At 67.9% G+C, this 12,181-nt stretch carries 14 protein-coding genes; 5 read left to right on the forward strand and 9 right to left on the reverse strand.

Annotated elements, in window-relative coordinates; all coding sequences use genetic code 11:
• Positions 1 to 1,093, forward strand: a 1,093-nt coding sequence (locus CLM62_RS14580) for a hypothetical protein (RefSeq protein WP_107483788.1), incomplete at its 5' end; no start/stop codon positions are given.
• Positions 1,094 to 1,235: 142 nt separating this feature from the next.
• Here the strand turns inward: CLM62_RS14580 and CLM62_RS14585 are convergent.
• The 4 genes from CLM62_RS14585 to CLM62_RS14600 form a co-directional block, all read right to left on the reverse strand.
• Entirely contained in the window at positions 1,236 to 1,607 is a 372-nt protein-coding gene (locus tag CLM62_RS14585; RefSeq protein WP_095750293.1) for a holo-ACP synthase, read from the reverse strand.
• Positions 1,608 to 1,616: 9 nt separating this feature from the next.
• A complete protein-coding gene (locus tag CLM62_RS14590) occupies positions 1,617 to 1,898 on the reverse strand; it encodes a hypothetical protein (protein WP_095750294.1) in 282 nt (93 codons plus the stop codon).
• Positions 1,899 to 1,901: 3 nt separating this feature from the next.
• On the reverse strand, positions 1,902 to 2,822 hold the full coding sequence (locus CLM62_RS14595) for a hypothetical protein (protein WP_257003843.1): 921 nt from the start codon (positions 2,820 to 2,822) through the stop codon (positions 1,902 to 1,904).
• A gap of 80 nt (positions 2,823 to 2,902) precedes the next feature.
• Entirely contained in the window at positions 2,903 to 3,319 is a 417-nt protein-coding gene (locus CLM62_RS14600; protein ID WP_095750296.1) for an ATP-binding protein, read from the reverse strand.
• A gap of 210 nt (positions 3,320 to 3,529) precedes the next feature.
• Between CLM62_RS14600 and CLM62_RS14605 the strand changes: the two genes are divergently transcribed.
• Both CLM62_RS14605 and CLM62_RS14610 read left to right on the forward strand, forming a co-directional pair.
• Positions 3,530 to 4,366 carry a helix-turn-helix transcriptional regulator gene (locus tag CLM62_RS14605; protein WP_095750297.1) on the forward strand — a complete coding sequence of 279 codons (837 nt, stop codon included), beginning with the start codon at positions 3,530 to 3,532 and terminating at the stop codon, positions 4,364 to 4,366.
• 8 nt (positions 4,367 to 4,374) lie between these two features.
• Positions 4,375 to 4,593, forward strand: a complete 219-nt coding sequence (locus CLM62_RS14610; protein WP_095750304.1) for a DUF397 domain-containing protein — start codon at positions 4,375 to 4,377, stop codon at positions 4,591 to 4,593.
• Here the strand turns inward: CLM62_RS14610 and glmS are convergent.
• Positions 4,554 to 6,401, reverse strand: coding sequence for a glutamine--fructose-6-phosphate transaminase (isomerizing) (gene glmS, locus CLM62_RS14615; RefSeq protein WP_095750298.1), 1,848 nt, complete (start codon positions 6,399 to 6,401; stop codon positions 4,554 to 4,556). The genes CLM62_RS14610 and glmS overlap by 40 nt on opposite strands.
• A gap of 253 nt (positions 6,402 to 6,654) precedes the next feature.
• Between glmS and coaA the strand changes: the two genes are divergently transcribed.
• Positions 6,655 to 7,644, forward strand: a complete 990-nt coding sequence (gene coaA, locus CLM62_RS14620) for a type I pantothenate kinase (protein ID WP_095750299.1) — start codon at positions 6,655 to 6,657, stop codon at positions 7,642 to 7,644.
• Positions 7,645 to 7,660: 16 nt separating this feature from the next.
• On the forward strand, positions 7,661 to 8,596 hold the full coding sequence (locus CLM62_RS14625; RefSeq protein ID WP_095750300.1) for a DUF389 domain-containing protein: 936 nt from the start codon (positions 7,661 to 7,663) through the stop codon (positions 8,594 to 8,596).
• Between the two features lie 129 nt (positions 8,597 to 8,725).
• Here CLM62_RS14625 and glmM read toward each other — a convergent pair whose 3' ends face one another.
• The 4 genes from glmM to CLM62_RS14645 form a co-directional block, all read right to left on the reverse strand.
• Complete coding sequence (glmM, locus tag CLM62_RS14630; RefSeq protein WP_095750301.1) at positions 8,726 to 10,084, reverse strand: phosphoglucosamine mutase; 1,359 nt, start codon at positions 10,082 to 10,084, stop codon at positions 8,726 to 8,728.
• Positions 10,085 to 10,333: 249 nt separating this feature from the next.
• Positions 10,334 to 10,846 carry a 30S ribosomal protein S9 gene (rpsI, locus tag CLM62_RS14635; RefSeq protein WP_095750302.1) on the reverse strand — a complete coding sequence of 171 codons (513 nt, stop codon included), beginning with the start codon at positions 10,844 to 10,846 and terminating at the stop codon, positions 10,334 to 10,336.
• Between the two features lie 42 nt (positions 10,847 to 10,888).
• Positions 10,889 to 11,332, reverse strand: coding sequence for a 50S ribosomal protein L13 (rplM, locus tag CLM62_RS14640; protein ID WP_095750303.1), 444 nt, complete (start codon positions 11,330 to 11,332; stop codon positions 10,889 to 10,891).
• 202 nt (positions 11,333 to 11,534) lie between these two features.
• Positions 11,535 to 12,181 (reverse strand): glycosyltransferase 87 family protein (locus CLM62_RS14645; RefSeq protein WP_373559142.1); only part of this gene is annotated, 647 nt, incomplete at its 5' end.

Consider the following 12,181-nt stretch of genomic DNA (forward strand, 5'->3'; position numbering starts at 1 on the left):
CCCGGCCGCCCCCACCGCCCCGGCCGCACCGGCCCGGGCCGCCGCCTGCGGCGACGGCTCGTACCAGGCCGAGGCCGTCCTCAACGGCAGCACCTGGACCGCCCGCCGCGGCAGCAGCACCGTCTACACCGGCGGCGACATGCGCGCCGCGGTCCAGGCCGCCGTCAACAGCCTCACCTCCGGCCGCACCGCCAAGGAACGAGTCGTGGTCCGCGGCTCGGGCTCGATATCCGCCGGTTCGCGCATCTCACTCCCCAGCTACACCGTCCTGGACGTCTGCGGCACCATCAACGTCACCGGCACCGGTTCCGGCGACCAGGCCCCGGTCTACTCCCGCGGCACCCGGGACGTCGAGGTCCAGCACCTGAACCTCACCGGCACGCCGCTCTACGGCGTCTTCATGCGCAACGTCCAGAACGTGGTCCTCGGCCAGCTCGACATGCGCCTGTCGCGCGGCCTGGGCGTCCGCATCGACAACCGCGGCGACACCAGCCAGTGGACGAGAAACGTCCGGATCGACAACGTGTTCGTCTCCGGCGCCTCCAGCCACGCGGTGGAGACGTACGGCGTCGACGGCCTCACCGTCGGCACGGTCACGGCCCGCAACGTCGGCGAGTCCGGCCTCCTGCTGAACCAGACCATCAACGCGAACATCACGAAGGTCGACGCGGACAACGCGGGCGCGGGCACCGGGTACGCGGCCTTCCGCATGGCCAACCGCAACGGCCGCGTGGGCAGCGGCTACCCGACGAACATCCGGGTCGGCGAAGTGATCGCACGCGGTGGCGGCCGGGGCGTGTTCTGCGTGTCGGAGAGCGGCGGCGCGACGATCAACAAGGTGACGATCTCCAACACCGGCAACAACTCGGTCCTGATCGAGAACTGCTACAACGTCAACCTCGCCGCCCAGAGCGGCACCATCACGGGCGGCGGCGAGCTCCGCCTCGCGGCCCGCTCGGAGTTCCCGAACAACAAGGACATCACCATCCAGAACCTGACGGTGACCAACTCCGCGATACGGGAAAGCCCGTGCGGCGAGAACACGACGTTCCGCAACATCACCCGGGTGAACAGCAGCCAGACCATCTGCTGACGAGCGGCTGACGCACGTCGCGAGGCCGGGCGGCACGCTGCCGTCCGGCCGATCCCAGCGCGGCCGTATCCACGCCCATCTCCACGCCGTACTGATGGATGCCCGCCCAACCACCCACGCGGGAGCGCCGAGCCAGCGAACGTCACCCCTCCGCGATCACCACGGCAGACGCCACCCCCGCGTCATGACTCAACGACACATGCCAGGCCCGCACCCCCAGCTCGGCCGCCCGCGCCGCCACAGTCCCACTCACCCGCAACCGCGGCTGCCCACTGTCCTCGACGCACACCTCGGCGTCCGTCCAGTGCAGCCCCGGCGGGGCGCCGAGGGCCTTTGCCAGGGCCTCCTTGGCAGCGAACCGAACGGCGAGCGAGGCGACACCCCGGCGCTCCCCGCTGGGCAGCAACTGCTCGCTCGGCAGGAACAGCCGATCGACCAGCCCTGGCGTCCGCTCCAGGGAGGCCGCGAACCGGTCGATCTCGGCCACGTCGATACCGACGCCGATGATGCTCACCTGGGCACCCTACGACCCGTGCGACGACGGCAGGACCGGATCAAGCGTGAACAGGTCTTCCGCGTCGGTCACGGTGACGGCCCGCCCGAGAAAGCGGGTGAGTCCACGCGCCTGGGCCATGTCTTCGAGGGACAGGACACCGCGCTGTCTGAGATCCTCCAGCCCGTTCTGGAAATCGGCGGTCACCTTCCCCTCGGAGATGCCGAATGCGTGGGACAGCAGCGTGAACCGGAAGAGGTCAAGCAACTCCTCCGGCACGTCCCGAGTCTCGTCCTGCTGAGAACCGTCCATCGGTCAGCCCCATTCAGGAGCAGTCGGGGGAGCCTCCGAGGCCGCGTCGAACAGGTCTTCCGCGCGCTCCACGGTGCCGGCCCGTTCGAGCCAGTCGTCGAGGCGGTCGAGGTCAGTGCAGGTGGTGATGCGTTCGCGGACCTGGTCGGAGATCGGGAGACCGCGGTATTGCAGCATGCGCAGGATTCCCTTGGCCTCACCCCTGGCCTTGCCCTCGGCCTTGCCGTCGAGGTAGGCCCGCTCCATGACCGTGCCCCGGCCGGGGAAGTAGTTGACGAACGACACGAGATTCCTCCACTTTTCTCCGGCAGGGGAATTCCCCAATGCCGCGTCCAGGAACTGGTAGATGTAGTCCGACACGTCAGGGTCCAGCCGCGCGAGGGCACGGGCCAGCGCATCCAGTATGACGTCGATATCAGGACTATTGGCGTGCACCAGAGCGGAGAACGCCGCCATGGCGGGTTTCTCGGCGGCCGTTCTCTCGTCGGTGATCGGCGGGATGTTGTCCGGACTCACGACCAAGGGATACGTCCGCTGGGCGGTCCAGCCACGGACCCCGCACTGGAACGGGCCGGCGGCCCACTTGGCGGTGGCCCGGTCCCGGCAGGCCACGAGCAGCAGTACGGGCAGGCCGTATTTCGATTTGAGATACGCGATGTAGTACGGCCAACTCGACTCCTTCTTCGGATCCCGCCGCTCCTGCGCCTCCACGGCGAGGAGGAAGGCGTCGCCGTCGGCAGCGGTGACACGCAGCACCGTGTCGACGTGACGTGCCAGGGGCTTGGCCTCCGTCACATCGGAGACGATCGCGTCCACCGCCGCCTTCTCGGGTGATTCGACACTCAGCACCTCGAAAACAGGCGTGAGGATCTCGGGCCGCTCCTGGAAGATGCGGTGCATGCCCTCGTGAGCTGATGTGACCATGTGCGCAACCTAGATGGATCAAGGGATGGGCTGTCCGGGTGATCGAGATGCGTTCACCCTTTCGAGCGGCGATGAATCGTTCACGCCGCCTGCGCCGAAGCCAGCTCGCACCACACGTACTTGCCCCGGTTGCCCTCTCTGGCCAGCGGCTGCCACCCCCATACGTCGGCACAGGCCCGGACCAACGCCAGTCCCCGCCCCTCCTCCAGCTCGACCCCCTTCTCCAACGGCCTCGGCACTTCCGGCGGCTCAGGATCGGCGTCCCACGCCCCGATCCGCAACACCCCCGCCGACCAGCACACCCGCAGAGCCGCCGGCCCCTTCGTATGGCGTACGGCATTGGAGACCAACTCCGCCGCGAGGAGCTCCGCTACGTCGACCAGGCCGATCAGTCCGTGCATCGTCAGGATCAGGCGAAGGGTGCGGCGACTGACGGTGACGGCACGTAGGTCGTTCGGGATGTAGAGGGAGTACTCCCAGGGCTCGTTTTCGGGCATGCGTGAACTCCGTTTCGGTTGGTGGGGTTGCGGTCTGCGGGCGGTGTCATGGCCGCAGCCGTCATGGCAGGACGGAGCGGTGCACTTCCGTAGCGTGTGCGTCGCATCACCGACAGTAGGGGTTACATGTAAACCGGAGCAAGCCGATCGCGTAATCTGACCCCGAACGAGCCACATTGGCAGCCTCGTTGAAACACCAAGGAGCAACTGATGGTCCAGAGGCGCGAACCGACTGCGCGTCAGATGCGGCTGGGGGTTGAACTGCGCAGGCTTCGCGAGGCGGCAGGACTCAACGCTGTCGAGGCAGCAAGGCTCCTTGGATTGAATCGAGTCCAGATCAGCCAGATCGAATCCGGCGCCACGGGGGTGAGCGAACAGCGGCTGCGTCGCCTCGCGTCCCACTACGCGTGCACGGATGAAAAGTTCGTCAACGCGCTGGTCGCCATGGCCACCGACCGCACACGCGGCTGGTGGGAGGAATACCGGGGCCAACTGCCCACGTCGTTCCTGGATCTCGCCGAGGTGGAGCATCACGCCGCGTTCCTGCGCGACGTAGCGATCCTGTACGTACCGGGTCGGCTACAGACGGAGGACTACGCCCGCGCAGTCTTCTCCTCCCGGCTCCCCGAACTCACCCAGGACGAGCTTGAGTTGCGTGTCCGCCACCGACTGACACGCCAGCAGGTCGTCATCCCGCACGTGGTCGTGATCCACGAGGCGGCGCTACGCATCAGGGTCAGTGACCGCGCTGCCACCCGAGCTCAGCTCGCCCGACTCCTTGAACTCTCCGAAGCAGACCACATCACCTTGCGGGTCATCCCCTTTGACCTGGATGGATTTGCCAGAGCCTCAAGCACGATGACGTATGCGGGAGGCCCGCTGCCCAGGCTGGACACAGTAGTGCGCGACGCACCCCACGGCTCGGTCTTCATCGACTCCGAATCCCAGCTCAACACTTATCGAACGAGCTTCCGTAGAGTAGAAGCTGTGTCACTCGACCCTGCACAGTCGCGTGACTTCATCCACAAGCTGGCCAAGGAATTGTGAGGCCCACCGTGACCCTCGACAACTGGCGGAAGTCGTCCTACTCCGGCGAGGGCGACGGCAATAGCTGCGTGGAAATCTCGAACTCCCCCACCCACATCGCCGTACGCGACTCAAAGGCCCCGGCCAGGGCGACGCTCACCTTTCCAACCGGGGCCTTCTCAGCCTTCCTCGACGAGCTGAAGTCGACTCACTCCACCGTCACGGACTTCGCAAGGTTCCGAGGCTGATCCACCTCGTTCCCCCGGGCGGTGGCCAGCTCACACGCGAAGACCTGAAGCGGCACCGTAGCCACGAGCGGCTGAAGCAGGGTCGGCGTAGCCGGAATCCGAATCAAGTGATCCGCATACGGCACCACCGCCTCGTCCCCCTCCTCCGCGATCACGATCGTCCGCGCACCCCTGGCCCGGATCTCCTGAATGTTGGACACGATCTTGTCGTGGAGAACGGACCGCCCCCTCGGCGACGGCACGACCACCACCACGGGCAGGTCATCCTCGATCAACGCGATCGGCCCGTGCTTCAACTCCCCCGCGGCGAAGCCCTCGGCGTGCATGTAGGCGAGTTCCTTCAGCTTCAGCGCGCCCTCGAGCGCCACCGGATACCCCACATGCCGGCCGAGGAACAGCACCGTGTTCTTCGAAGCCAGCGTGCGCGCCAGCTCCCGTACGGGCTCCATGGTCTCCAGTACCCGCTCGACCTCGCCGGAGATCTGCGACAGGTCCCGGACGACGGCGCCGATCTCGTCGCCCCACTTGGTGCCCCGCACCTGCCCGAGATACAGGGCGACCAGATAACAGGCCACCAACTGCGTCAGGAAGGCCTTCGTCGAGGCGACAGCCACCTCCGGCCCGGCGTGCGTGTACAGCACCGCATCCGACTCGCGCGGAATCGTCGACCCGTTCGTATTGCAGATCGCCAGCACCTTGGAGCCCTGCTCACGGGCATGCCGTAGCGCCATCAGCGTGTCCATGGTCTCGCCGGACTGGGAGATGGCGATCACCAGGGTCTGCTGGTCGAGAATCGGATCCCGGTACCGGAACTCGCTCGCCAGCTCCACCTCGCACGGAATCCGCGTCCAGTGCTCGATCGCGTACTTGGCGATCATCCCGGCGTGAAAGGCCGTACCGCACGCGACGATGACGACCTTGTCGACCTCCCGCAGCACCCCCGGAGGGATCCGCACCTCGTCCAGCGTCAGCGAACCGGACGCGTCGATGCGCCCCAGCAACGTATCGGCGACCGCCTTGGGCTGCTCGGCGATCTCCTTGAGCATGAAGTAGTCATAACCCCCCTTTTCCGCGGCCGACGCGTCCCAGTCGATGTGGTACGAGTGGACGTCCGCCGGACGGCCGTCGAAGCCCGTCACCGTCACCCCGTCCCGGCGCAGCTCCACCACCTGGTCCTGACCCAGCTCGATCGCCGACCGCGTGTGGGCGATGAACGCGGCGACGTCCGAGGCGAGAAAGGCCTCGCCCTTTCCAACGCCCACCACGAGCGGCGAGTTCCGCCGGGCACCCACCACCACATCCGGCTCGTCCGCGTGCACCGCGACCAGCGTGAACGCGCCCTCCAGCCGCCGGCACACCAGCCGCATGGCCTCCGTCAGATCCGCGCAGGAGGAGAACTCCTCGGCGAGCAGATGCGCGACGACCTCGGTGTCGGTCTCGGAGGCCAGATCGTGCCCCCGCTCCTCCAACTCGGCCCGCAGCCCGGCGAAGTTCTCAATGATCCCGTTGTGCACGACGGCGACCCGCCCCGCGTTGTCGAGATGCGGATGGGCATTCGCGTCCGTCGGCCCACCGTGCGTGGCCCACCGCGTGTGCCCGATCCCCGTCGTCCCCGTCGGCAGCGGCCGTTCGACCAGTTCCTTCTCCAGGTTGACCAGCTTCCCGGCCTTCTTCGCCGCCGCCAGCCCGCCGTCCGCCGGCACGGCGACGCCCGCCGAGTCGTATCCCCGGTACTCAAGCCGCTTCAGCCCGGCCATCACGACCTCCAGCGCCGACTGAGACCCCACGTATCCCACGATTCCGCACATGAGCGGCAGCCTACGGTCCGACTCCCGCCCGAAAAGGCTCCCGCGTGCCCGAAATCGGAAATTCCCACCGCATGCACGCGCCCCGTTACGCCTGGGGACCACTGGAACCGACCGGCCCGACGCCTGGAAAGCTGATCGACTGTCCGGATGCGCATGGGATTGGTCGTCATAGGACCCCCCACTGGTGACTCCGAGCAACCGCACGTGACGGACCCCACCCACCATCCCGTACGAACTCCGTTAACAATGGACTGTGATCTCTCCGGTCTCCTCGATATCCCGGAGCGCCCACCGGCCCAAGCCGGAGGCGACTCCCTTCGTCGACCTCACCCGAGCCGAGTGGAGCGCGCTGCGCGACAAGACGCCGCTGCCGCTCACTGCCGAGGAGGTCGAGAAGCTGCGCGGCCTCGGCGATGTCATCGACCTCGACGAGGTGCGGGACATCTACCTTCCGCTGTCCCGGCTCCTCAACCTCTACGTCGGCGCCACGGACGGCCTCAGAGGCGCCCTGAACACCTTCCTCGGCGAACAGGGCTCCCAGTCCGGCACGCCGTTCGTCATAGGAGTCGCCGGCTCGGTCGCCGTAGGAAAGTCCACGGTGGCCCGCCTCCTCCAGGCCCTGCTCTCCCGCTGGCCCGAGCACCCGCGCGTCGAACTGGTGACCACCGACGGCTTCCTGCTCCCCACCAAGGAGCTCCAGGCCCGCGGCCTGATGTCGCGGAAAGGTTTCCCCGAGTCCTACGACCGCCGCGCGCTCACCCGCTTCGTCGCCGACATCAAGGCCGGCAAGGACGAGGTCACGGCGCCCGTCTACTCCCACCTCATCTACGACATCGTCCCCGGCCAGAGGCTCACGGTCCGCCGCCCCGACATCCTGATCGTCGAGGGCCTGAACGTCCTCCAGCCCGCCCTCCCCGGCAAGGACGGCCGCACCCGCGTCGGCCTCGCCGACTACTTCGACTTCAGCGTGTACGTCGACGCGAGCGGCGAGGACATCGAGCGCTGGTACCTCAGCCGCTTCCGCAAGCTGCGCGCGACGGCCTTCCAGAACCCGTCCTCGTACTTCCGCAAATACACACAGGTGTCCGAAGAGGAAGCCCTCGACTACGCCCGCACACTGTGGCGCACCATCAACCGGCCCAACCTGGTGGAGAACATCGCCCCCACCCGCGGCCGCGCCACCCTCATCCTCCGCAAGGGCCCCGACCACAAGGTGCAGCGCCTGAGCCTGCGCAAACTGTGACCGCTAGTCTGCCGCCATGCTGCACCTGCGCCTGATCACCCCGGCCGACAAGACCGCCGACGTGATTCGCCTGATCGAGACGACGGTCGGCACCACGCACCTGGTCGTCCTGCCGGGCACCGCCCGCAACCCAGCCGGGGACGTGGTGCTGTGCGACGTCGCCCGCGAGGCCGGCGACGAACTCCTCACCGGGCTCCAGGAGCTGGGCCTCGACAGCACCGGCTCCATCGCCGTCGAGAACATCGACCTCTCGTTGTCCAAGCGCGCCGACAAGGCCGAGGCGGAGGCCCCCGGCGAGGCCGCGGACGCGGTCCTGTGGGAACACCTGACCGACGCGACCCACGAGGAGTCGACCCTCTCCATCACCTACATCGCCTTCATCACACTCGCCACGATGATCGCGGCCTGCGGTGTGGTGCTGGACAACGCGATCCTGATCGTGGGCGCGATGGCGGTGGGGCCGGAGTTCGGGCCCTTGGCGGGCATCTGCACGGCGGTCGTCCAACGCGCGCCGCGCTTGGCACTGCGATCACTGATCGCGCTGCTGGTGGGCTTCGCGGTGGCGATGGCGGTGACGGTGGGCTTCAGCCTCTTCATGGACGCCGTCGGCCTGTTCACCGAGGAACAGCTGGAGGCCGACCGGCCCAATACCGGGTTCATCTACGCCCCGGACTGGTTCTCCTTCGTCGTGGCGGTACTCGCCGGCGCCGCCGGCACGCTCTCCCTGACGTCCGCCAAGTCCGGTGCCATGGTCGGTGTCGCCATCTCCGTGACAACCGTCCCGGCCGCCGCCAACGCGGCGGTGGCCCTGATCTACGGCGACACCAACCAGACCGTACGCTCGACGGAGCAACTCCTGCTGAACCTGCTGGGCATCATCCTGGCCGGCACCCTCACCCTGATGCTCCAGAAGTGGCTCTGGTCCACCCAGCGGAAACGATCAGCTCATTAAAACGCCGGGACGAGCAGCGCCCCTCCAGGGGCGCGGGGCTCTGCCGATTTGCGGCTCCGCCGCGTGGGCGCGACCAGCCACAACGAACCCGCAGCCGCACACCACAGAACCCCCACCCCTACCCGGACATCACCCCAACGCAGACTTCACCGCATCAGCAAGCCGCCCAGCCACAGCCCGAGCCTGATCAATATCAGCTGCCTCAACCATCACCCGAACCAACGGCTCAGTCCCGGACGGCCGCAACAAAACCCGCCCCGTCTCCCCCAGCTCAGCCTCCGCATCAGCCACAGCCGCCGCAAGCTCAGCAGAACTACCAACCCGGGACCGATCCACATCAGGCACATTGATCAACACCTGAGGCAACCGCTCCATCACCCCCGCCAGCTCCCGCAGGGACCGCCCACTCTCCGCAACCCGAGCCGCCAGCAACAGCCCGGTCAGCGTGCCGTCCCCGGTCGTCGCATGATCAAGAATGATCACGTGCCCGGACTGCTCCCCGCCCAGGGCGTACCCGTGCTCCTTCATCTCCTCCAGCACATACCGGTCCCCGACCGCCGTCTGGACCAGCTTCAGCCCTTCCCGCTCCATGGCCAGCTTGAAGCCGAGGTTGGACATGACAGTCGCCACCACGGTCTCGGCCCGCAGAGCGGAGCGCTCTCGCATCGCCAGCGCGAGCACGGCCATGATCTGGTCGCCGTCGACTTCCTCACCGGTGTGATCCACGGCCAGGCACCGGTCCGCGTCCCCGTCGTGCGCGATGCCGAAGTCGGCCCCGTGCTCGACGACCGCGGCCTTGAGCAGGTCCAGATGCGTGGATCCGCAGCCGTCGTTGATGTTGAGCCCGTCCGGCTCGGCCCCGATCGTGACGACCTCGGCCCCGGCCCGCGAGAAGGCCTCCGGCGAGACCCGGGAGGCCGCCCCGTGCGCCTCGTCCAGCACGATCTTCAGCCCGTCCAGCCGGTTCGGCAGCACGCCGACGAGATGGGCGACGTACCTGTCGAAGCCTTCCTCGTACGACCGCACCCGCCCGACACCCGCACCCGTCGGCCGGTCCCACGGCGCACCCGTGCGGTGCTCCTCGTACACGGCCTCGATTCGCTCCTCCAGCTCGTCGTCCAGCTTGTGGCCGCCGCGGGCGAGGAACTTGATGCCGTTGTCGGGCATGGCGTTGTGGCTGGCGGAGAGCACGACACCGAGGTCGGCGCCCAGCTCGGCCGTCAGGTACGCCACCGCGGGCGTCGGCAGCACACCCACGCGCAGGACGTCCACGCCGGCGCTGGCGAGGCCCGCGACCACCGCGGCCTCCAGGAACTCCCCGGACGCACGCGGGTCCCGCCCGACCACCGCGGTCGGCCGGTGCCCCTCGAAGGTGCCCGCCTCGGCCAGTACGTGCGCCGCGGCGACGGAGAGGCCGAGCGCCATCTCGGCCGTCAGATCCGCGTTGGCGACACCGCGCACGCCGTCCGTGCCGAAGAGTCGTCCCACTTGTCCTCCTGAGGAAGCGTCAGTTCTGGATGCGGTGCCGGTGCGCTCGTGACGCTCCGGGCGGCTCCCGCGTCCCAGGCATGCCATGCAATCCATGCATTCCATGCCTGAACATCCGATGACACAAGGCTATGAACGTCTTGTGCCGTTATACGCCCAAGCCCGTGTGATAAACGAACGCCCCGGCGGCACTGTGGCGTGCCGCCGGGGCGTTCGGAGTACCGGAGTACGAGCAGAGGCAGCCGGCGCTTAGCGCTTGCTGTACTGCGGGGCCTTGCGGGCCTTCTTCAGACCGGCCTTCTTGCGCTCGACCGCACGGTCGTCGCGGCGGAGGAAGCCGGCCTTCTTGAGCGCGCCGCGGTTGTTGTCGACGTCGGCCTCGTTCAGCGCGCGGGCGACACCGAGACGGAGCGCACCGGCCTGACCGGAGACACCGCCACCGGCGATGCGGGCGATGACGTCGTAACGGCCCTCGAGCTCGAGCACCTTGAAGGGCTCGTTGACTTCCTGCTGGTGCACCTTGTTCGGGAAGTAGTCCTCGAGGGTGCGACCGTTGATCTTCCACTTGCCGGAGCCCGGAACGATCCGGACGCGGGCGATGGCGTTCTTACGGCGGCCCAGGCCGGCGGCCGGCTGGGGCTCGCCGAAGCGGGAGGCCATGGACTCCGAGGTGTACTCGCCCTCGACGGGGACCTCGGACTCGGTGGTGTAGCTGTCGATGTCAAGCTCTTCGAGCGGCTGCTCGGCAGTGGTCTCGGCCACGATTCTCCTCAGATTCTGTTCAGTCTTAGGGGGTGGCCGGACTTACTGCGCGACCTGGGTGATCTCGAACGCCACCGGCTGCTGGGCGGCGTGCGGGTGCTGGTCACCCTTGTAGACCTTCAGCTTCGAGAGCATCTGACGGCCCAGAGTGTTCTTGGGGAGCATGCCCTTGACGGCCTTCTCGATGGCCTTCTCGGGGTTCTTGTCGAGCAGCTCGTCGTAACGGACGGAGCGCAGACCACCCGGGTAGCCGGAGTGGCGGTACGCGAGCTTCTGGGTCCGCTTGTTGCCGGACAGGTGCACCTTGTCGGCGTTGATGATGATGACGAAGTCACCGGTGTCGACGTGGGGCGCGTAGATCGGCTTGTGCTTGCCCCGCAGAAGGGACGCGGCGGTAGTGGCGAGACGACCCAGGACAACGTCCTGAGCGTCGATGACGTGCCACTGGCGCGTCACATCGCCGGGCTTGGGGCTGTACGTACGCACGGTTCGTAGCCTTCGCTTCGAGTGAATGGTCCTGACAAGGTCACCGAAGCGATCACGACAGCCTTGACCGCACTGCGGTGACGCAAACCGCGTGCTGGTCGCTGGTCATCGGCCCGGTGGACCGGTGTAAGGGCCCGTCCCGTGAGAATGAGCAAGCCAATACACAACGAAAAGGCAGAATACCTGGGGTGCCCCGGACGGGTCAAAACGAGGCCACCGCCGTCGGCTGAGCCGATTCTACGGGCACACGGCGCTCCCGTGCCCGCCCGTGACGCAAGACCGTGTACGTCAGCACACACAGCGTGAACGCGCCCTTGAAGGCCCTGCGCCGCACGGGCTCCAGACAGAGCCGGCTCAGCCCATGGACCTGCGGGGTCAGGGCGAGCCAGAACCAGGGACCGCGGGCGACCGTACCGGCATACGGCAGCCCGGCGAGCAGCAGCGGGACGACGACCAGGAGGTAGTGGTCGTACGACCGCCTGGAGACCAGGAACGCCGAGAGCATGAGCGTCGCGGCCGTCTCGGGGATCCGCAGCGGACCGGGACCACCGCGGCACCAGCGGCGGTACGCGCACAGCACCCCGACGAGCGCGGCACCGGCGGCGGCCGCCCCGCCGAGCGGCTCCGGCACCCCCAGCCGCGGCAGCACCGCCGCCGGCGAGGCCTCATACAGCCGTACGAAGCCCTCGTCGCCGTACAGCGGGAACGGCAGGGTGCGGGTGAAGAACCCGGCCGGGTCGGGCATCAGGAGCCCGGAAGCGGCGGACGCGGCCACCGGCACCAGGACCAGCGCCGCCGGCGCCCGCCACCGACGCGCGAACAGGAACAGCAGCGCGAGGGGCGCGAGCA

Source organism: Streptomyces sp. SA15 (assembly GCF_002291145.1).
Taxonomy (GTDB): Bacteria; Actinomycetota; Actinomycetes; order Streptomycetales; family Streptomycetaceae; genus Streptomyces.